The sequence below is a fragment of the Pseudomonas sp. NPDC007930 genome (genome assembly GCF_042958985.1).
In the GTDB taxonomy this organism is placed as follows: Bacteria; Pseudomonadota; Gammaproteobacteria; order Pseudomonadales; family Pseudomonadaceae; genus Aquipseudomonas.
Genome location: NZ_JBIBKC010000004.1, coordinates 154,129 through 173,371, shown reverse-complemented (window position 1 = coordinate 173,371; position 19,243 = coordinate 154,129). Strand labels below are relative to the sequence as shown.

General features: G+C 65.9%; 16 protein-coding genes, 3 tRNA genes and 1 riboswitch. Of the genes, 15 read left to right on the top strand and 4 right to left on the bottom strand.

Annotated elements, in window-relative coordinates; genetic code table 11:
* Positions 1-44: 44 nt before the first annotated feature.
* Genes astB through ACFZCE_RS11140 form a run of 3 tightly spaced genes read left to right on the top strand, consistent with a single transcriptional unit; the run spans position 45 to position 2,691 of the window.
* The gene (gene astB, locus ACFZCE_RS11150) at positions 45-1,385 is read left to right on the top strand and encodes an N-succinylarginine dihydrolase (RefSeq protein ID WP_390938865.1); all 1,341 of its coding nucleotides are present in this window, start codon (positions 45-47) and stop codon (positions 1,383-1,385) included.
* Between the two features lie 22 nt (positions 1,386-1,407).
* On the top strand, positions 1,408-1,707 hold the full coding sequence (locus ACFZCE_RS11145; RefSeq protein ID WP_390938863.1) for a topoisomerase II: 300 nt from the start codon (positions 1,408-1,410) through the stop codon (positions 1,705-1,707).
* Between the two features lie 30 nt (positions 1,708-1,737).
* A complete protein-coding gene (locus ACFZCE_RS11140; RefSeq protein WP_390938861.1) occupies positions 1,738-2,691 on the top strand; it encodes a succinylglutamate desuccinylase in 954 nt (317 codons plus the stop codon).
* Positions 2,692-2,831: 140 nt separating this feature from the next.
* On the opposite strand, the gene ACFZCE_RS11135 is transcribed toward ACFZCE_RS11140, so the two are convergent.
* On the bottom strand, positions 2,832-3,329 hold the full coding sequence (locus tag ACFZCE_RS11135; protein ID WP_390938859.1) for a 6,7-dimethyl-8-ribityllumazine synthase: 498 nt from the start codon (positions 3,327-3,329) through the stop codon (positions 2,832-2,834).
* 85 nt (positions 3,330-3,414) lie between these two features.
* Positions 3,415-3,558, bottom strand: a riboswitch (FMN riboswitch).
* A 142-nt stretch (positions 3,559-3,700) separates the two neighbouring features.
* On the opposite strand from ACFZCE_RS11135, the gene ltaE reads away from it, so the two are divergent.
* The 7 genes from ltaE to ACFZCE_RS11100 all read left to right on the top strand — a co-directional run bounded on the left by ltaE (position 3,701) and on the right by ACFZCE_RS11100 (position 9,669).
* Positions 3,701-4,717, top strand: coding sequence for a low-specificity L-threonine aldolase (gene ltaE, locus ACFZCE_RS11130; RefSeq protein ID WP_390938857.1), 1,017 nt, complete (start codon positions 3,701-3,703; stop codon positions 4,715-4,717).
* A gap of 152 nt (positions 4,718-4,869) precedes the next feature.
* Positions 4,870-7,494, top strand: coding sequence for an alanine--tRNA ligase (gene alaS / locus ACFZCE_RS11125; protein WP_390938855.1), 2,625 nt, complete (start codon positions 4,870-4,872; stop codon positions 7,492-7,494).
* 98 nt (positions 7,495-7,592) lie between these two features.
* On the top strand, positions 7,593-8,828 hold the full coding sequence (locus tag ACFZCE_RS11120; RefSeq protein WP_390938853.1) for an aspartate kinase: 1,236 nt from the start codon (positions 7,593-7,595) through the stop codon (positions 8,826-8,828).
* Positions 8,829-8,968: 140 nt separating this feature from the next.
* Positions 8,969-9,157: a carbon storage regulator CsrA gene (gene csrA, locus ACFZCE_RS11115; RefSeq protein WP_390938851.1), complete on the top strand. Its 189-nt coding sequence runs from the start codon at positions 8,969-8,971 to the stop codon at positions 9,155-9,157.
* Between the two features lie 61 nt (positions 9,158-9,218).
* Positions 9,219-9,309: transfer RNA gene (locus ACFZCE_RS11110), tRNA-Ser, on the top strand.
* A gap of 132 nt (positions 9,310-9,441) precedes the next feature.
* Positions 9,442-9,518, top strand: a tRNA-Arg gene (locus ACFZCE_RS11105).
* A gap of 74 nt (positions 9,519-9,592) precedes the next feature.
* Positions 9,593-9,669: transfer RNA gene (locus tag ACFZCE_RS11100), tRNA-Arg, on the top strand.
* An 884-nt stretch (positions 9,670-10,553) separates the two neighbouring features.
* Here the strand turns inward: ACFZCE_RS11100 and ACFZCE_RS11095 are convergent.
* Complete coding sequence (locus ACFZCE_RS11095) at positions 10,554-10,970, bottom strand: GNAT family N-acetyltransferase (RefSeq protein ID WP_390938849.1); 417 nt, start codon at positions 10,968-10,970, stop codon at positions 10,554-10,556.
* A 114-nt stretch (positions 10,971-11,084) separates the two neighbouring features.
* On the opposite strand from ACFZCE_RS11095, the gene ACFZCE_RS11090 reads away from it, so the two are divergent.
* Entirely contained in the window at positions 11,085-11,753 is a 669-nt protein-coding gene (locus ACFZCE_RS11090) for a DUF998 domain-containing protein (protein WP_390938847.1), read from the top strand.
* Between the two features lie 115 nt (positions 11,754-11,868).
* The gene (locus tag ACFZCE_RS11085) at positions 11,869-12,909 is read left to right on the top strand and encodes a Gfo/Idh/MocA family oxidoreductase (RefSeq protein ID WP_390938845.1); all 1,041 of its coding nucleotides are present in this window, start codon (positions 11,869-11,871) and stop codon (positions 12,907-12,909) included.
* Positions 12,910-12,918: 9 nt separating this feature from the next.
* Here the strand turns inward: ACFZCE_RS11085 and ACFZCE_RS11080 are convergent, their stop codons facing one another.
* Positions 12,919-13,797, bottom strand: coding sequence for a LysR substrate-binding domain-containing protein (locus ACFZCE_RS11080; protein ID WP_390939319.1), 879 nt, complete (start codon positions 13,795-13,797; stop codon positions 12,919-12,921).
* Between the two features lie 143 nt (positions 13,798-13,940).
* Between ACFZCE_RS11080 and araD1 the strand changes: the two genes are divergently transcribed.
* Genes araD1 through ACFZCE_RS11065 form a run of 3 tightly spaced genes read left to right on the top strand, consistent with a single transcriptional unit; the run spans position 13,941 to position 17,895 of the window.
* The gene (gene araD1 / locus ACFZCE_RS11075; protein ID WP_390938843.1) at positions 13,941-14,942 is read left to right on the top strand and encodes an AraD1 family protein; all 1,002 of its coding nucleotides are present in this window, start codon (positions 13,941-13,943) and stop codon (positions 14,940-14,942) included.
* Between the two features lie 49 nt (positions 14,943-14,991).
* The gene (locus ACFZCE_RS11070) at positions 14,992-16,308 is read left to right on the top strand and encodes an MFS transporter (RefSeq protein WP_390938841.1); all 1,317 of its coding nucleotides are present in this window, start codon (positions 14,992-14,994) and stop codon (positions 16,306-16,308) included.
* Between the two features lie 30 nt (positions 16,309-16,338).
* Positions 16,339-17,895, top strand: a complete 1,557-nt coding sequence (locus tag ACFZCE_RS11065; RefSeq protein ID WP_390938839.1) for a UxaA family hydrolase — start codon at positions 16,339-16,341, stop codon at positions 17,893-17,895.
* Positions 17,896-17,901: 6 nt separating this feature from the next.
* Here the strand turns inward: ACFZCE_RS11065 and ACFZCE_RS11060 are convergent, their stop codons facing one another.
* The gene (locus ACFZCE_RS11060; RefSeq protein WP_390938837.1) at positions 17,902-19,233 is read right to left on the bottom strand and encodes an OprD family outer membrane porin; all 1,332 of its coding nucleotides are present in this window, start codon (positions 19,231-19,233) and stop codon (positions 17,902-17,904) included.
* Positions 19,234-19,243: the final 10 nt, after the last annotated feature.

Below are 19,243 nucleotides of genomic sequence, written 5' to 3'. Positions count from 1 at the left end.
CCGCCGTACTGAACCTGCGTTACCGCTTAGGCCGGAGCCATGCCATGGGTGCGATCGAAGTCAACTTTGACGGTTTGGTAGGCCCCACGCACAACTACGGTGGGCTGGCCCAGGGCAACGTCGCCTCGCAGCGCAACGGCCACTTGCTGGCCAACCCGCGGGAGGCGGCGCTGCAAGGGCTGGCGAAGATGAAGCTGCTGTTCGACCTGGGCTACCCCCAGGGCGTGTTGCCGCCCCAACTGCGCCCGGACCTCGCCAGCCTGCGCCGGCTGGGTTTTACCGGCAGCGACGCCGAGGTGCTGGCCGAGGCCGCGCGCCAGGCCATGCCGCTGCTGGCCGCGAGCAGCTCGGCCTCGAGCATGTGGGTGGCCAATGCAGCCACCGTGACCCCCAGCGCCGACAGCGGCGACGGCCGTGTGCACTTCACCCCGGCCAACCTCAACTGCGCGTTTCATCGCAGCCTCGAACACCCCACCACCGGCCGCGTGCTGGCGGCGATGTTCGGCGCCCCGCAGCACTTTGCCCACCACCCGGCGCTGCCACCGGTGGCGCAGTTCGGCGACGAAGGCGCGGCCAACCATACCCGGCTGTGCCGCGCCGCCGGCAGCCCAGGGGTTGAGCTGTTCGTGTACGGCCGCAGTGCGTTTTCCGGCCAAGGGCCCACGCCGCAACGTTACCCAGCGCGGCAAACCCTCGAAGCCTCGCAAGCGGTGGCGCGGCTGCACGGGCTCAGCGCCGCCGGGGTGGTGTTCGCCCAGCAGAACCCCCACGTGATCGACCAGGGCGTGTTTCACAACGATGTGATTGCCGTGGGCCATGAGCAGGTGCTGTTCTACCACCAGGATGCCTTTCTCGACAGCCCGCGGGTGCTGGCGGAACTGGCGGAAAAACTCGCCGCCCGTGGCGGTTGCCTGCAACCCATCGAGGTACCGCGCAGCGAGCTGCCGGTGGAGGCGGCGGTGGGCAGCTACCTGTTCAACAGCCAACTGCTTAGCCGCGGCGCCGGAGGGATGCTCTTGCTGGTGCCACGCGAGTGCCGCGAGCACGCCCAGGTGTGGGCTTGGTTGCAGGCGTTGCTGGCCGCTGGCGGGCCGATTGCCGAGGTGCGCGTGGTCGACCTGCGGCAAAGCATGCGCAACGGCGGCGGGCCGGCCTGTTTGCGCCTGCGGGTCGAGCTGAACGCGCAAGAGATGGCAGCGATGAACCAAGGCGTTATGATGACCGCGACGCTGTACCGCCAGTTGGTGGCGTGGGTGCACCGGCACTACCGTGATCGCCTCGGCGAAGCGGACCTCGCCGACCCGCAGCTGCTGCGCGAAAGCTGTACGGCACTGGATGAACTGACCACCCTGCTGCGGCTGGGCGCGGTTTATCCCTTTCAATGATCACTACACAGGAACCTCCCCCATGTCCGATGCGCTGCGCCTGATCCTCGAAGACGATGACGGCACCCAACTGGAAACTTCCTGCACGCGCCTGGCGGTGGTGTGGCAGGGCAAGGAACTGTGGATCCAGCAAGACGGCTCGGGCCAATTGCTGATCGGCGTAGACGTCGAGGAGGGCGACACCGAGTACGCCAACCTGGTGCTGCGGCCGATGGCCACCAACCTGGTCAGCCTGCAGTTGGAGATGGAAGCGGCCGACGCGCTGCCCGCCGATGACGAAGACGGCCACGTGCACGGGCCTGACTGCGGCCACCACCACTGATCCCAGCTCCCTGGCAGAAGGATTGGCCTGATGCTATCGCTCGGCAAACTGCTCGAACTGACCCTGGCCGACCGTGAGCCTGCGCAAAAAACCCAGATGACCCCAGGCGGCACGCGCGTGCGTTGGCTGGCCTGCGGCGCGCTGGAGGTGACCCCGGCGCCGCAGCACGACAGCGGCCTGGATGTGCTGCTCTCGGCGGGCGTGCATGGCAACGACGTCGCGCCGATCGAAGCGCTCGATGAGCTGGTCCACGCCATCGCCCGCGGCACCTTGCTGCCGCGGGCACGGCTGTTGTTCCTGTTCGGCAACCCGGCGGCGATTCGCGCTGGGGTGCGCTACCGCCAGCAAAGCCTCAACAGCCTGTTCAACGGCCGCCACGAGCTGAGCAGCGGCGAGGAAGCGATGCGCGCCTGTGAGCTGGAGCGGCTGGCGGCGAGTTTCTTTTCGGCCTCGGCTGAGCGGGTAGGGCTGCATTACGACCTGTACAGCTCCGGGCGCGGCTCGCTGCTCGAGCCGTTCGCGCTCTGTGCCGCGCCGGCCGGGCTTGCCGAGCCTGAACGGCAGCACCTGGCCTACCTGGGGATGGCCGCGGTGCTGGTACAGGGCCAGCCAGGTTGCAGTTTCACCGGGTACACCGGCGAGCGCCTGGGGGCCATGGCCTACAGCCTGGAATTCAGCCGTGAGGCCAGCGTGCAGCGGCTGCTGCGGGATGTGGCGCGGGTCATCGAAACCGGGGAGGTGGCGATCGATGAAGCCGGCGCCGGGGCGCTGAAAGCGTTCCGCGCCAGCCAGGACATCACCCCGCGCACCGAGGATTTCCGCCTGCGGCTGGCGGAAGGGCTGGCCAACTTCACCGAGCTGGCGCGCGGCACCTTGCTGGCGGTAGACGGCAGCCATACGCGCTGGTTGGTGGAGCAAGACCACGCACGCATCGTGTTTGCGCAGGCGGCGGGGGGCGCTGGGTGGGTGGTGGTGCCCGCCTAGCGCCCGGCTTTATGGCCTATCGCCCGGCACAGCCGGCCTCCCACCAGATTTGTGTAAGCCATTGATTTACGCAGCAATACACAACCTGTGGGAGGCCGTGGTCCGGCACTCCGGCTGTGCCGGGCGATAGGCCCTCGAACTTAAACCGCGACCTTCTGCTGCACCTGCGCCCGGCGCAACCCGCGCACCTTGGCCAGGGTGTCGGCACAGGTGCGGGCCGCTTCCTGGCCCTTGTGCTCGAAGTGGCGGAAGAAGTAGTCGTGGTGTTCCTTGCCGTCGTGGAAGTGGTGCGGGGTGAGTACCACCGAGAACACCGGCACTTCGGTGTCCAGTTGCACCTGCATCAGCGCGCCCACCACGCTCTGGGCCACGAAGTCATGGCGGTAGATACCGCCGTCGACCACCAGCGCGGCGCCGATCACGCCGCCGTAACGGCCGGTTTTGGCCAGCAGCTTGGCGTGCAGCGGGATCTCGAACGCGCCGCCCACTTCGAAGAAGTCGACGTCTTGCTCGCTGTAGCCCAGTTGGGTAATGGTGTCGAGAAAGCCTTTGCGGGCCTGGTCAACAATATCTTTGTGCCAGCAGGCCTGGATAAACGCGATGCGCTCGTGCTTGCTGTCGATCGAGGTGGGTTGCATTGATGGATCTCCTGTTTATAAGACAAACAGGGCAATCGGATCGAATGGGATCTAAGGGTACGCGCAGGCGGCCCTTGGGCGTGAATCCCGTTCTCTCTTCATCCGGACTTTAACCGTCGGCCCCGGGATCACACCGGGTCTGCTGACCTCGTAAACGAGCGCTCGCGGGCTAGGCACATGGCGCGCCATTACCGCCGGTGGGGAATCGCACCCCGCCCTGAGAACGTGTGCCGTGCGGTCAACACCGCGGCGGCGGGCAATTATTACCACACTTTTCAAAGCCTGTGCACGCCCCGCGGTGGGTTGATTTTCCGCGCATTGCCCGCAGTAATGGTCAACTGTTCACCTGACCCGTGCCTATTGGGGGCCCCATGAGTGTTATCGATCTGCGCAGCGACACCGTTACCCAACCGTCCACCGGCATGCTCGCGGCCATGGGCCGTGCCCCGACCGGCGATGACGTGTACGGCGAAGACCCGACGGTGAACCGCCTGCAGGCGCAGTTGGCCGAGCACCTGGGCTTCGAGGCCGGGCTGTTCGTGCCCAGCGGCACCATGAGCAACCTGCTCGGGCTGATGGCCCACTGCGAGCGCGGCGATGAATACATCGTTGGCCAGCAGGCCCACACCTACAAATACGAAGGTGGCGGCGCCGCGGTGCTGGGGTCGATCCAGCCGCAACCGTTGCCGGTGCAGGCCGACGGCAGCCTCGCCCTGACCGAGGTCGAAGCGGCGATCAAGCCCGATGACTTCCACTTCGCCCGCACCCGCCTGCTGGCCCTGGAAAACACCATGCAGGGCAAGGTGTTGCCCTTGGCTTACCTCGCCCAGGCCCGGCAGTTCACCCAGGCCCACGGCCTAGCGCTGCACCTGGACGGCGCGCGTTTATTCAACGCGGCGGTGCGCCTGGGGGTAGACGCGCGGCAGGTGACCCAGCACTTCGACTCGGTCTCGGTGTGCCTGTCCAAGGGCCTGGGCGCGCCGGTGGGGTCGGTGCTGCTGGGCGCCCAGGGGTTTATCGCCAAGGCCACACGGCTGCGCAAGATGGTCGGTGGCGGCATGCGCCAGGCGGGCATCCTCGCCGCGGCCGGGCTGTACGCGCTGGAGCATCAGGTGGAGCGCCTCGCCCTGGACCACGACAACGCCCAGCGCCTGGCCAGCGGGCTGGTTGAGCTAGGCTATGAAGTCGAGCCGGTGCAGACCAACATGGTCTATGTGCAGGTGGGCGAGCGGGCTGAGGCCCTGCGCGCGTTTGCCGCCGAGCGTGGGGTGCGCCTGAGCGCCGCGGCGCGGCTGCGGATGGTCACCCACCTGGACGTTAATGCCGCGCATATCGAGCATGTGCTGCAGGTGTTCGGCCAGTTTGCCCAAGGCGTGCCGCGCGGCTGATGGCACACGGGGAGGTAGAACGTGGTTTATCGATAAATTGGCCACGTTCGAATTACCCATAAATTGACAACCCTAGATATAATGCGGCCCTTTGCCGTTAATTTGCCCGGCGTTGTGCCCGCACCTGCGGCCTGATCTTTGTGGAAGAACCTATGAAAAGCGCAGAAATCCGTGAAGCCTTCCTCCGCTTCTTCGAAGAGCAAGGCCACACCCGTGTCGCCTCCAGCTCGCTGATCCCCAATAACGACCCCACCCTGCTGTTCACCAACGCCGGGATGAACCAGTTCAAGGACTGCTTCCTCGGCCAGGAAAAACGCGCCTACACCCGCGCGGTGAGCAGCCAGAAGTGCGTGCGTGCCGGCGGCAAGCACAACGACCTGGAAAACGTCGGCTACACGGCGCGCCACCACACCTTCTTCGAAATGCTGGGCAACTTCAGCTTCGGTGATTACTTCAAGCGTGACGCGATCACCTTCGCCTGGACCTTCCTCACCGGCGAACACTGGCTGAACCTGCCCAAGGAAAAACTCTGGGTCACGGTGTACGCCACCGACGACGAAGCCTACGACATCTGGACCCAAGAGATCGGCGTGCCGGCCGAGCGCATGGTGCGCATCGGTGACAACAAGGGCGCGCCGTACGCCTCCGACAACTTCTGGACCATGGGCGACACCGGCCCGTGCGGCCCCTGCACCGAGATCTTCTACGACCACGGCGCCGACATCTGGGGTGGCCCACCCGGCTCGCCAGAAGAAGACGGCGACCGCTACATCGAGATCTGGAACAACGTGTTCATGCAGTTCAACCGCACCGCCGATGGCGTGCTGCACCCATTGCCAGCGCCGTCGGTAGACACCGGCATGGGCCTGGAGCGGGTCAGCGCGGTGCTGCAGCACGTGCACTCGAACTACGAGATCGACCTGTTCCAGAACCTGCTGGCCGCCGCCGCCCAGGCGATTGGCTGCGAGAACGCCGCCCAGCCGTCGCTCAAGGTGGTGGCCGACCACATTCGTTCGTGCGGCTTCCTGATCGCCGACGGCGTGCTGCCGTCCAACGAAGGCCGTGGCTACGTGCTGCGGCGGATCATCCGCCGCGCTTGCCGCCACGGTAACAAGCTGGGCGCCAAGGGCAGTTTCTTCCACCAGATCGTCGCCGCGCTGGTGGCCGAGATGGGCGAAGCCTTCCCGGAACTGAAAACCCAGCAGGCGCACATCGAGCGCGTGCTCAAAGGTGAAGAAGAACAGTTCGCCAAAACCCTGGAGCAGGGGCTGAAAATCCTCGAGCAAGACCTCGCCGAACTCAACGGCAGCGTGGTCCCGGGCGAGGTGATCTTCAAGCTGTACGACACCTACGGCTTCCCGATGGACCTTACCGGCGACATCGCCCGTGAGCGCGAGCTGACCCTCGACGAGGCCGGCTTCGAGCGTGAAATGAACGCCCAGCGCGAGCGCGCCCGTTCGGCCAGCAGCTTCGGCATGGACTACAACAGCCTGGTCAAGGTCGAGCAAGACACGCAATTCCTCGGCTACACCAGCCACAGCGGCGAAGGCAAAGTACTGGCCCTGTACAAGGCCGGCCAAGCAGTCGACGCGCTGGCCGAAGGCGAGGAGGGCGTGGTGATCCTCGACCAGACGCCGTTCTACGCCGAGTCTGGTGGCCAGGTCGGTGACCGTGGTTACCTGCAGGGCCCGAACAGCCGCTTCCAGGTCAGCGATACCACCAAAACCGCCGGTGCCTTCCTGCACCACGGTGTGGTTGCCCTGGGTGGGCTGAAGGTCGGTGAAGCGGTGCAGGCCCAGGTTGAAGGCGACCTGCAGCAGGCCACCTCGCTGAACCACTCGGCCACCCACTTGCTGCACGCCGCCCTGCGCGAAGTGCTCGGCGAGCACGTGCAGCAAAAGGGCTCGCTGGTCGACAGCCAGCGCCTGCGCTTTGACTTCAGCCACTTCGAAGCGATCAAGCCCGAGCAGATCAAAGTGCTCGAAGAGATCGTCAACCGCGAAATCCGCCGTAACACCCAGGTGGGCATCGAGGAAATGGACATCGAAAGCGCTAAGGCCAAGGGCGCCATGGCGCTGTTCGGCGAGAAATACGGCGAGCGCGTGCGCGTGCTGACCATGGGCGACGGTTGGTCGGTCGAGCTGTGCGGCGGTATCCACGCCAAGCGCACCGGCGACATCGCGCTGTTCAAGATTGTCAGCGAAGGCGGCGTGGCCTCGGGCGTGCGCCGCATCGAAGCGGTCACCGGCGCGGCCGCGCTGGCCTGGGTGAACAGCGCCGAAGAGCAACTCAAGGAAGCCGCCAGCCTGCTCAAGGGCAGCCGCGACAGCGTGGTCGACAAACTCTCGGCCCTGCTCGAGCGCAACCGCCTGCTCGAGAAGCAACTCGAGCAGTTGCAGGCCAAGGCCGCCAGCGCCGCCGGCGACGATTTGTCTGGCCAGGCGCTGGAGGTCAAGGGCGTCAAGGTACTGGCTACCCGCCTCGACGGCGTGGACGGCAAGGGCCTGCTGGCGCTGGTCGACCAACTGAAGAACAAGCTCGGCCAGGGCGTGATCCTGCTCGGCGGCGTGCACGAAGATAAAGTCGTGCTGGTGGCCGGCGTGACCAAGGACTTGTCGGCCAAGGTCAAGGCAGGCGACCTGATGAAACAAGCGGCCGCGGCCGTGGGCGGCAAGGGCGGTGGCCGCCCGGACATGGCCCAGGGCGGTGGCGTCGACGCCGGCGCGCTGGACGCGGCGCTGGCGTTGGCCGTGCCGTTCGTCGAACAAGGGCTGTAACCCACCCTGGCCAGGCCCGGCGGCACAACGCCGGGCTTTGGCTTTGTAGCATTTGGTAGTTAAATGGGCGCCCTTCACGGGCTTGAGGCGGCAATGAAATGGCTTTGATCGTACAAAAATTTGGTGGCACCTCCGTCGGCACCGTCGAGCGCATTCAGCAGGTGGCCGAGAAGGTCAAGAAATTCCGCGCCGAAGGCCATGACATCGTGGTGGTGGTTTCGGCCATGAGCGGCGAAACCAACCGCCTGATCGCGCTGGCCAAAGCGATCAGCGACCAGCCGACCCCGCGCGAACTCGACGTGATCGTCTCGACCGGCGAGCAGGTGACCATCGGCCTGCTGGCCATGGCGCTGATCGAGCGTGGCGTGCCGGCGGTGTCTTACACCGGCAACCAGGTGCGCATCCTCACCGATGACGCCCACACCAAAGCCCGTATCGTGCAGATCGACGACCAGCGTATCCGCACCGACCTGAAAGAAGGCCGTGTGGTGGTGGTCGCCGGCTTCCAGGGTGTAGACGAACACGGCAACATCACCACCCTCGGCCGTGGTGGCTCTGACACCACCGGCGTGGCGCTGGCCGCCGCGCTCAAGGCCGACGAGTGCCAGATCTACACCGACGTCGATGGTGTGTACACCACCGACCCGCGGGTGGTTGCCCAGGCCCGCCGCCTGGAAAAGATCACCTTCGAAGAAATGCTCGAGATGGCCAGCCTCGGCTCCAAGGTGCTGCAGATTCGCGCCGTGGAATTCGCTGGCAAGTACAACGTCCCGCTGCGCGTGTTGCACAGCTTCCAAGAGGGTCCCGGGACCCTGATCACCATCGATGAAGAGGAAACCATGGAACAGCCGATCATTTCCGGCATCGCCTTCAACCGCGACGAGGCCAAGCTGACGATCCGTGGCGTGCCTGACACTCCTGGCGTGGCGTTCAAGATCCTCGGCCCGATCAGCGCGGCGAACATCGAAGTCGACATGATCGTGCAGAACGTTTCGCACGATAACACCACCGACTTCACCTTCACCGTGCACCGCAACGAGTACGTCAAGGCGCAGCAGGTGCTCGAAGCCACTGCCCGTGAAATCGGCGCCCGTGAAGTGATCGGCGACACCAAGATCGCCAAGGTCTCGATCGTCGGCGTGGGCATGCGTTCGCATGCCGGCGTTGCCAGCCGCATGTTCGAAGCGCTGGCCAAGGAGAGCATCAACATCCAGATGATCTCCACCTCCGAGATCAAGGTCAGTGTGGTGATCGAAGAGAAGTACCTGGAGCTGGCCGTGCGCGCCCTGCACACCGCCTTCGACCTCGACGCCGGTAACTGCCAGGGCGAATAACTCCGGCAGCGGCAACAGCGCGGCCCAGCGGCCGCGCTTTTTTTTGTGTTTCGGCGGCGGGCGCAGGCCCACCCGTGCGGGCCGCGAGGCCCTTTATTGCAGACGTGTCGTTCCGACAGTAGTACGTAAGGAGAGTTGTAATGCTGATTCTGACCCGCCGCTGTGCGGAAAGCCTGGTGATTGGCGACGGTGAAATCACTATCACCGTGCTGGGTGTGAAGGGCAACCAGGTGCGGATTGGGGTCAATGCGCCCAAGGAAGTCTCGGTTCACCGCGAGGAAATTTACCAGCGCATCCGTAAAGAGAAAGACGAAGAACCAAGCCTTTAATTTTTATCGTTTTTTAGGTTGCAAACGGGGAAAAGGCTGGTTAATATACGCCCCGTGTTGCGGAGAGGTGGCCGAGTGGCCGAAGGCGCTCCCCTGCTAAGGGAGTACACCTCAAAAGGGTGTCGGGGGTTCGAATCCCCCCTTCTCCGCCATTATTCTGTACCGCGTAGAGTTCTCTACGCGCTGATTGAAGCAACAACAACCGTTGCGCTAAGTAGTTGAAATTGCTTAGAAAAATGGTTGACATAAAGCTGAAATCAAATAGAATGCGCGGCTCCAAATATGCACTCGTAGCTCAGCTGGATAGAGTACCCGGCTACGAACCGGGCGGTCACAGGTTCGAATCCTGTCGAGTGCACCACATCAGAAGTCAGCTAGCCTAGTTTTAGGTGGCTTCAGATACACCAGCGGTGGTCTGGCTAAAAACACCAACGTGCACTCGTAGCTCAGCTGGATAGAGTACCCGGCTACGAACCGGGCGGTCACAGGTTCGAATCCTGTCGAGTGCACCATCTCTGAAAAGCCCGTATCGAAAGATACGGGCTTTTTCTTTGCCTGTTCGCTTAGGCAATTTCAGGGCTACAGGGAGGGGATCAATCTGTGAGCTCTGCTGATTTGTGCATGAGCGTCAGGGCCTATCGCCCGGCACATCCGGAGTGCCGGACCACGGCCTCCCACGGGTTCTGTATTGCCTAGGAAATCAAGGACCACGTAAATCTGGTGGGAGATTCTATGGTTTTGAACAAGTGAGCTGATCCGTTTCCTGCGGCGACATCACTTCACCTTTCCGCCCTTACGGCGGGTTACTTTTGGTTTCGCCCAAAAGTAACCAAAAGGCATTGCGCTCAATCGTCCGGCCCCCGCCTACGGCGGGGGTTCCCTCGCTCCGGCGCCGCTCCAGGGGCCCGCGGCGAAGGGCCATCCCTGGCCAATCGCCGCTCTCGGCGCATCCCTGCGCCTCGACCCCTTCCGCGACACCTCCACTCGGCCTCCCGAATCGCGCGTTCGGCGGCGCCTGGACGATCGCGCACCAAAAGCAAGAGCAAGAGCAAGAGCAAGAGCAAGAGCAAGAGCAAGAGCAAGAGCAAGAGCAAGAGCAAGAGCAAGAGCAAAGCAACCCCCATGCCTTTCCTATAGCTCCAGTTCACCTCATCTGGTGGGCCGGCTGTGCCGCAATACTGTTCGCTTAAGCAATTTCAGGGCTTCATGGAGCGGATCAATCTGTGAGCTCTGCTGATTTTGTGCATGAGCGTCAGGGCCTATCGCCCGGCACAGCCGGCCTCCCACGGGTTCTGTATTGCCTAGGAAATCAAGGACCACATAAATCTGGTGGGAGGCCGTGGTCCGGCACTCCGGCTGTGCCGGGCGATAGGCCCTGAAGCTCCTGCGCAAAGGCCTACCCAAACTCACCCCCCATCGCCAGCAACGCCTTACCGCGCCGATACCGCTGCAAGCGCTCGCGCAACCCTGCCGGCAGCGCTTCGCCCACCTGCGCAAAGCCCAAGCGCTGATAAAACCCCTCCAGGCCCGGCTGGCAAAACAGCCACACCGGCCCCGCGCCGGCGCAGCCGTGTTCCAGCAAGCGCCGTGCCAAACCCTGGCCGCGGTGCTCGCTGGCCACCAGCAAGCCGGTCAGCCAGTGCCCGCCTTCGGCCAGCGGCTGCAGGTTCATCGCCGCCACCACCTCGGGCGCGCGCACCACCCACCAGGCCGCCGAGGGCTGTGCCTTCATGGGCATGCGCTGGGCCTTGTAGAACTTGTCGAGCAAGGGTTTGTGCGGCGCCGGCAGGCGGCAAACAATGGGGCTGGGCATGGCCGCTGCGGTGCTCCTTGAAAGAGGGCCACCAGTGTAACGCCACCGCGTGGTTTTACAGCGCCAGCCCCCTGCTGTAAGGTCGGCTTCCATTTTCATGCTGGATCCGCCGCAATGCATTTTCATGGCCGCACCCCCGCCTACCTGCTGGGCTTCGTGATTCCCCTCTGGCTGTTGCTGGGGGTGGCGATCACCGCCAGCTTCTACCCCGGTTACAGCCACATGGCCCAGGCCATGAGCGCGCTCGGCGCGGTGGGCGCACCCACCCAGGTGCTGTCGCCACTGTTGAACAATTACCCGCTCGGGCTGATGTTCGTGGTGTTCGCCATTGCGGTGTATTTCACCCCGGGGCTGCCGCGTTTGGGGCGCTTATCGGCGCTGTTGATCGGCCTGCACGGCGTGGCCAGCCTGATGGCGGGGGCCTTCCCCTGCGACGCGCTGTGCAAGCCCGATGTGCCTAGCCAAGCGCAGCAACTGCACAACCTGGCGGGCGCGGTGATGCTGCTCAGCCTGCTGCTGGCCAGCGGCATCTGGGCCTGGCTGGCGTTCCGTTTGCCATTGCGCGGCTTTGGCTTTATTTCGTTGATCCTCACCGTGGCCGCCGCCGCCAGCGTGCCGTGGATGGCCGCCGCCGCGCAGATGGAGCAGAACTTCGGCCTGTACCAGCGCTTCGGCTACGGCGTGCAGGTGCTGTGGGTCGCGTGCCTGGCCTGGACGCTGATCAAGTACCCGCTGCGCGTGCCACCGCTTGGCGATGGTAAAGGCTGCGGCAAAGGCCATTGAGCCACAGTTGTGTGCGGTGACCGCCCGCATTCCAGGGCGCTAGCCACCGCCGCAGGGTTTTTTCGCTAGCCTCTCTTGCAGCCTAACGGCCGACTAAAAACAAGAGAGAAGCCGCATGAACCCCGTACACCTCGCCGTCGCCGGCGCGGGCCTGATTGGCCGGCGCCACATCGAACACATCCAGGCCAGCCCCGGCTGCACCCTGGCCGCCATCATCGACCCCACGCCCGCTGCCCAGGCCTTGGCCAGCAGCCTCGGCTGCCGCTGGTTCGCCAACCTCGAGGCGCTGCCCCAGGGGCTGGTTGACGGGGTGATCCTCGCCACCCCCAACGCCTTGCATGTGAGCGGCGCGCTGGCCTGTATCGAGCGCGGCCTGCCGGCGCTGATCGAAAAACCCGTGGCGCACAGCGTTGAGGAAGGCCAGCGCTTGCTCGCCGCCGCTGAACGGGCCGGCGCGCGCCTGCTGGTGGGCCACCACCGCGCCCACAGCGCGATCATGCGCCAGGCCTGCGCGGTGATCGCCAGCGGCGCGCTGGGCCGGCTGGTCACGGTGATGGGCAGCGCGCAGTTCTATAAACCGGCGGACTACTTTGCCGCCGGGCCCTGGCGCACCCAGCCCGGCGGTGGGCCGATCCTGCTCAACATGATCCACGAGGTGGGCAACCTGCGCGCGCTCTGCGGCGAGATCGCCAGTGTGCAGGCGCAAGCCTCGAACGCGGTGCGTGGCTTTGCCGTGGAAGACAGCGTGGCGATGACCTTCACCTTCGAAAACGGCACCCTGGGCAGCTTTGTGTTGTCTGACACCGCCGCCACCGCGCGCAGTTGGGAGCAAACCAGCGGCGAGAACCCCGACTACGCCCGCGACCGCGATGAAGACTGCTACCTGGTGGCCGGCACCCATGGCTCGCTGGCGGTGCCCAGCCTGCGCCTGAAAACCTACCCAGGGGCTGAACAGCGCTCGTGGTTCACGCCGTTCAGCCGTGAGCAGGTGGCCTTGGAGGAGGTTGACCCGTTGCGCGAGCAACTGGCGCACTTCTGCGCGGTGATCCGTGGCGAGGCCGAACCCTTGGTGAGCGTACGCGACGGCCTGCGCAATTTGCTGATCACCGAGGCCATCGCCGAGGCAGCGCGCAGCGGGCAGGTAGTGCGGGTGTAGCGCGGGCGCTCAGCCGTTCAGCGCTTCGAGCAACATCGCCGCCGGCGCGCTCAACTGCGCGCCGCGGCGGGTCAGCGCGGCGTAGGGCTCGGTGGCCGAGCGCAGCGGCAGTGGCAGGTAGCACAGCAGGCCCTTGCGCACGGCATATTCGGCCACGTCACTGGGCATCAGCGCGACCAGGGTAGGGTCTTGCTCAAGCAGCATGAGGGTCGAGAAGGTTGACGCGGTTTCGATCGGGTAGCGCGGGAATTCCAGCCCGGCTTCACGGAATTCCCGTTCCAGCAGCAGGCGCATCGGCATGTTCGCCGGGTACACCACCCAGGTGGCGTGGTGCAGGTCGGCCAGTTGCAGGCGCCGGCTGGCGGCCAGTGGGTGGCTGGGGTGGGCGACCACCCGTAGTTGTTCCTGGTGCAGCGACTGCACGCTGTAGTCGTCTGGCCGCGGGCTGACGCTGCTGCGGCAAATGGCCAGGTCGAGCCGGCCTTGGTCCACCAGCGGCAGCAGGCGCGCGCTGGTGTCTTCGATGATTTCCACCGCCAGCGCCGGCTGGCGCGCGCGCAGGCGGGCGAGGGCGCCCAGCAGCATCGGCACCCCGCCCATGATGCAGCCCACCGCCAGGCGGCCGCCTTCGCCCTGAAGGATGCCGAGCATCTCTTCACGCAAATGGGCCAGGTCGGTGTGGATCAACCGCGCGTAGCGGATCACGCAGCGGCCCAGGTCATTGGCGGCCAGGCCCTTGGCGGAGCGCTCGAACAACTGCACGCCGAGGGTCGCTTCGATTTCGTTCAGCGCCTTGGTGGCGCCGGGCTGGGTGATCGCCACCTGCTCGGCGGCCTTGTGCAGCGAGCCGTGGTCATCCAGCGCGATCAGCAGGCGCAACTGGCGCATGCGCAGGCGTGAGGCGAGGGTGCTGAGGGAGGGAATCGTCACGGGTGATGACCATTGGTTATCACGGCATCAGGGGTTGTCATTAGGCAGGCCGGCGGGGGCTTTGTAAAGTCATAAGCCAATAACGACAAGAGAGCCGCGCCATGAGACTGATCCAGTTCCACAGTGCCACCGGCCAGCGCCAGGTGGCCCACGTAGACGGCGGCACCCTGCGGGTGGTCAACCATGCCAGCAGTACCCGCGAGCTCGCCCTCGAGGCGATCCGCGCCGGGCGCAGCCTGGCCGAGCAGGTGGCCGCGCTGGGCAGCGAACCCGGGCCTGACTACGCCGAATTGCTCGCCAGCGGCCGGGTGCTGCCGCCGCTGGACCACCCAGACCCGGCCCACTGCCTGGTCACCGGCACCGGCCTGACCCACCTGGGCAGCGCCTCCACCCGTGACGCCATGCACAAGGCCAAGGCTGCCCAGGCTGACGAAAGCGCCCTCACCGACACCGCGCGGATGTTCAAGTGGGGCGTGGAGGGCGGCAAACCGGCCGCCGGCCAGGTAGGCGCGCAGCCGGAGTGGTTCTACAAGGGTGACGGCGCCATCGTGGTCGCCCCGGGGGCCGACCTACCGATGCCGGAGTTCGCCGAAGATGGCGGCGAGGAGCCCGAGTTGGCCGGCCTCTACGTGATTGCCGACGACGGCCAGCCTTACCGCCTGGGCTATGCGCTGGGCAATGAGTTCTCCGACCATGTAATGGAGAAACGCAGCTACCTGTACTTGGCCCACTCCAAGCTGCGCGCTTGCAGCTATGGCCCAGAGCTGCGCGTGGGCGAGCTGCCGGCCGACCTCAACGGCTACAGCCGTATTTACCGCGGCGGCCAACTGCTCTGGGAAAAAGCCTTCGCCAGCGGCACGGCGAACATGTGCCACAGCTTCGACAACCTCGAATTCCACCACTTCAAGTACGACCAGTTCCTGCGCCCGGGGGATGTGCACGTGCACTTTTTCGGCACCGCCACGCTCTCATTCGCAGAGGGCATCAAGCCCCAGCCGGGGGACCGCTTCGAGATCGCCCTGGATGAATTTGGCGCGCCGCTGGCCAATGGCATTCGGGTCACCAGCCCGCGCATGGGGGTGGGTAAGGTGCGGGCGTTGTAAGGGCCGGGCGAGCCAACGAATAACAACCATAAAAAACGAGGACCACAGCATGAAGGCCGTACAGGCACAGGCGCCCCTGGCGCAACCGGTGGCCCACGCCACCACCCTGCAGGCCAGCCGTGTGCGCTGGCGGATCTTTATCATCCTGTTGGTGTTGGCGTCGATCAACTACATCGACCGCGCCTCGTTGTCGGTGGCGATGCCGCTGATCAGCGCCGAGTTCCAGATGACCCCGGCCCTCGAAGGGTTGATGCTCAGTGCGTTTTTCTGGTCTTACGCGCTGATGCAGATCCCCGCCGGGCTGATGCTCGACCGCTTCAATGCCCGCGGCATCGTCGGCGTGGCGACCATCGGCTGGGGCGCGTTCCAGGCGGTGGGGGCGCTGGCTACCGGTTGGGTCACGTTATTGTTCACCCGCATCGGCCTGGGCGTGACCGAGTCGCCGATCATGCCGGCCGGGGCCAAGCTCAATGGCAACTGGCTGACCGCCAACGAGCGCGGCCGTGGCGCCACCCTGGTCGACGGCGGCGCACCGCTGGGCACCGCGCTGGGGGCGATCATCACCACCGCGCTGATCGGCTGGTTCGGCTCCTGGCGCATCGCCTTTGTGATCGCCGGGGTGGGCACCATCGTCGCGGGCATCTGCGCCTGGTGGTACATCCGCAACCACCCGCACCAGCATGCCGGGGTGAACGCCGCCGAGCTGGCGCACATCCAGGCCGGCAACCCGGCGGTGAACGCCGCCCAGGGGCCCAAGCCGAGCTTTCGCGAGCTGGTCGCCAACCGTTCGGTGCTGGCGATGTTCGCCGGCTACGCCTGCTACAACAGTGTGTTCTACGGCCTGATGACCTGGATGCCCAGCTACCTGCACCAGGCCCACGGGCTGGACATCAAGGCCATGGGCGGCGCGACCTTCCTGATCTTCATGTGCGGCTTCATTGGCGAACTGGTCGGCGGCACCCTCGCCGACAAATGGAAGGCCGCCGGCGGCGCGCCGAACCGGGTGATGCGCACGCTGTTCAGCGGCTCGGCGCTGGTCGCGGCGGCCTGCATCCTGGCGGTGGCCTACACTGCCAGCGCGGCCTGGGTGGTGGCGCTGCTGTGCGTGGCGCTGTTTTTCATCCGCTGGTGCGGCATGTACTGGTGCCTGCCGGCGATCCTCGGTGGCCGCTCGCGGTCCGGCGTGCTGGGCGGGGCGATGAATTTCTGGGGCAACATGGCCGGGGTGGTGGTGCCGATCCTCATCGGCCTGATCGTGCAGTTCACCGGCTCGTACTTTTTGGCGCTGATCTTCTTCGTGGTCATGGCCATGGGCCTGATGCTGTTTTCCAGCTTGATCGACTACCGGGAGCGGGCCCTGGCCTGAGCCTTCACAAGAATAAAAGAGGTACCCGTGATGGAACTGATTACCAAGACCGTGGCTGAGCAGAGCATTGCCAGCGCCTTCATCCGCCTGAACCCGCTGGACGACGTGCTCATCGCGCGCCAGCCGCTGAGCGCCGGGATGCACCTCGATGGCGAAGGGGTGACCGTCACCCAGCCGATCCCGGCTGGGCACAAGGTTGCCACCCACGCCATCGCCCAGGGCGAACCGCTGCGCCGCTATGGGCAGATCATCGGCTTTGCCTCCCAGCCGATCGCCGCCGGCGAGCACGTGCATGTACACAACGTGGAGATGGGGGATTTTTCCCGCGATTACGCCTTTGGCGTTGACCGCCGCGACACGCCGGCCACCGAGGCGAGCTTCCAGGGCATCGTGCGCGCCGACGGCCGCGTGGCCACCCGCAACTACATTGGCATCCTCACCTCGGTGAACTGCTCGGCCACCGTGGCGCGGGCGATCGCCGACCACTTCCGGCGCGACATCCACCCCGAGGCGTTGGCACCGTACCCCAACGTCGACGGCGTGGTCGCGCTGACCCACGGCGCCGGCTGCGCGGTCGATGCCAAGGGCGAAGCGCTGGCGATGCTGCAGCGCACCCTGGGCGGCTACGCGGTACACGCCAACTTCCACTCGGTGCTGATGATCGGCCTGGGCTGTGAAACCAACCAGATCGAAGACCTGCTCGCCACCCAGGGCCTGAAGGCCAGCCACCAGCTGCGCACCTTTACCATCCAGGGCACCGGCGGCACCACCAAGACCATCGCCAGCGGCATCGCCCAGGTGAAGTCCCTGCTCGCCGAGGCCAACCAGGTGCGGCGCGAGCCGGTCAGCGCGCGGCATTTGGTGGTGGGCCTGCAGTGCGGGGGCTCGGACGGCTACTCGGGCATCACCGCCAACCCGGCCTTGGGCAACGCGGTCGACCGCCTGGTGGCCGCGGGCGGCGCCGCGATCCTCTCGGAAACCCCCGAGGTGTACGGCGCCGAACACCTGCTCACGCGCCGCGCGGTCAGCCGCGAGGTGGGCGAGAAGCTGATCGAGCGGATTCACTGGTGGGAAGAATACTGCCAGCGCATGGGCGCCGAGCTGAACAACAACCCCTCGGCGGGCAACAAGGCCGGCGGCTTGACCACCATCCTGGAAAAATCCCTCGGCGCGGTGGCCAAGGCCGGTTCGACCAACCTGGTCGATGTGTACAAATACGCAGAGCCGGTCAGCGCCCGCGGCCTGGTGTTCATGGACACCCCCGGCTATGACCCGGTATCGGCCACCGGGCAGGTCGCCGGCGGCGCCAACCTGATCGCCTTCACCACCGGCCGCGGCTCGGCCTATGGCTGCGCGCCGTCGCCGTCGATCAAGCTGGCGACCAACCAGCGCTTGTTCGAGCACCAGGAAGACGACATGGACGTGAACTGCGGCGGCATCGCCGACGGCAGCACCACCATCGAAGAGCGCGGGGCGTACATTTTCGCGATGATGCTGCGCATCGCCTCGGGCGAGCGCAGCAAGAGCGAGCAGCATGGCTATGGGCAGAACGAGTTCGTGCCGTGGCAGATTGGCGCGATTACCTGAACCGCCCTACCAGGCCCCCTTGAGCGGGTATTCCAACGCCAACCGTAGCTGGTCCGCATCCAGCTCGGCCTGGGCGCTGTTACCTCGGTGCATCGCGTAACGGGCGGCCAGGGTCAGGCCCTTGGCCGGGCCGCGTTGCACCACATAGCGGGCCTCGAGGTCTCGCTCCCAATGCCGGCCGCCCTCGCCGTAACCCAGGTAGGCATAGCCACCGGTGGGGTCGGCGCCTCGGCCGTCGATGCCGCGCCCGCGCACGTAGGCGGCGCTCAGGCTCAGCCCCGGCACACCGTATGCGGCCATGGCGAGGTCGTAGCGCAACTGCCAGGAGGCCTCACCGGGGCCGTTGAAGTCAGAAAGCGCCACCGCGTTGCCCAGCCAGATCGCCCCACGGGTGACGTAGTCGAACGGGGTATCGCCGCGCACCTTCTGGTACCCCAGCGTGAGCTTGTGGCTGCCTTGGCTGTAGCTGCCCAGCAGGCTGCCGGCGGTGTTGTCGATGCGCCCGGCGCGAGCCTGGCCGGTGCTCTGTGTGCGGTACAGGTTAGCGTCGAAGGCCAACGCCTGGGTGGCCGACAGCGGCAGGCTGTACAGCGCCCCGGCATAGTGCTGGCGCCAGGTGTCGGTGTACTCGCCGCTGTACAGGCTCAGGGTCAAGGCCGGGCTGGCCACCCAGCGCCCGCCCAGCAGGTTGTAGGCGCTGCCTTGGCGGGCGCTGGCGTAGTTCACCACAAAGGCGCCGTTATGGCCGCTGGCGTTGCGGTCGGTGCTGGCGCTGAAGTGCCCGGCATTGAGCGCCAGGCCGGGCACGCTGGTGTTGCTCAGCCACCAGCCGGTGGCGGTTTCCGGCAGCAGGCGGCTGTCTGATGAACTGAACACCGGGGTTTTCACCCGCTGCTCGCCGTAGCGCACCTCGGTGCCGCCCAGGCGCAGCTTGGCCGCGGCGCCGGCGCGGCTGTACTCGGGTTGCGGCTGGCCGCTGTTGTCCACCGCCAACAGCCGCGCCTTGCCGGCGCGGCCGCCGCCGCTGTCGAGCATCAGGCCGCTGTACAGGTGGGCGTCCAGCCCCAGGCCCAGCGGGCCCGGGGTAAAGCCCGAGGTAAAGGTCGCCATCAGCCCGTAGGCAGCCTCCTCGGCGCGGTCGCTGCGCGCCGCGCGTGGCTTGTAGGCGTTGCGCGCGGCGCTGTTGCGGCTGCCGTGGCGGTAGTCGCGGCGGTCTTCGACCACGCGGTTGAGCAGGTCCCAGCGGCTACCCTCGAGAAACCCTTCGGTTTCACCGTAGGCGTTCGCCGCCGCCAGCGGGAGCCCGGCCAGCAGCAGGGCAGGTAGTGGTTTTGCCATGGCCAACCCC

Bases quoted from the DNA above. Each gene is read 5' to 3' on its own strand.
- astB (WP_390938865.1), top strand. From the start codon at position 45: ATGGGTGCGATCGAAGTCAACTTTGACGGTTTGGTAGGCCCCACGCAC.
- ACFZCE_RS11145 (WP_390938863.1), top strand. From the start codon at position 1,408: ATGTCCGATGCGCTGCGCCTGATCCTCGAAGACGATGACGGCACCCAA.
- ACFZCE_RS11140 (WP_390938861.1), top strand. From the start codon at position 1,738: ATGCTATCGCTCGGCAAACTGCTCGAACTGACCCTGGCCGACCGTGAG.
- ACFZCE_RS11135 (WP_390938859.1), bottom strand. From the start codon at position 3,329: ATGCAACCCACCTCGATCGACAGCAAGCACGAGCGCATCGCGTTTATC.
- ltaE (WP_390938857.1), top strand. From the start codon at position 3,701: ATGAGTGTTATCGATCTGCGCAGCGACACCGTTACCCAACCGTCCACC.
- alaS (WP_390938855.1), top strand. From the start codon at position 4,870: ATGAAAAGCGCAGAAATCCGTGAAGCCTTCCTCCGCTTCTTCGAAGAG.
- ACFZCE_RS11120 (WP_390938853.1), top strand. From the start codon at position 7,593: ATGGCTTTGATCGTACAAAAATTTGGTGGCACCTCCGTCGGCACCGTC.
- csrA (WP_390938851.1), top strand. From the start codon at position 8,969: ATGCTGATTCTGACCCGCCGCTGTGCGGAAAGCCTGGTGATTGGCGAC.
- ACFZCE_RS11095 (WP_390938849.1), bottom strand. From the start codon at position 10,970: ATGCCCAGCCCCATTGTTTGCCGCCTGCCGGCGCCGCACAAACCCTTG.
- ACFZCE_RS11090 (WP_390938847.1), top strand. From the start codon at position 11,085: ATGCATTTTCATGGCCGCACCCCCGCCTACCTGCTGGGCTTCGTGATT.
- ACFZCE_RS11085 (WP_390938845.1), top strand. From the start codon at position 11,869: ATGAACCCCGTACACCTCGCCGTCGCCGGCGCGGGCCTGATTGGCCGG.
- ACFZCE_RS11080 (WP_390939319.1), bottom strand. From the start codon at position 13,797: ATGCGCCAGTTGCGCCTGCTGATCGCGCTGGATGACCACGGCTCGCTG.
- araD1 (WP_390938843.1), top strand. From the start codon at position 13,941: ATGAGACTGATCCAGTTCCACAGTGCCACCGGCCAGCGCCAGGTGGCC.
- ACFZCE_RS11070 (WP_390938841.1), top strand. From the start codon at position 14,992: ATGAAGGCCGTACAGGCACAGGCGCCCCTGGCGCAACCGGTGGCCCAC.
- ACFZCE_RS11065 (WP_390938839.1), top strand. From the start codon at position 16,339: ATGGAACTGATTACCAAGACCGTGGCTGAGCAGAGCATTGCCAGCGCC.
- ACFZCE_RS11060 (WP_390938837.1), bottom strand. From the start codon at position 19,233: ATGGCAAAACCACTACCTGCCCTGCTGCTGGCCGGGCTCCCGCTGGCG.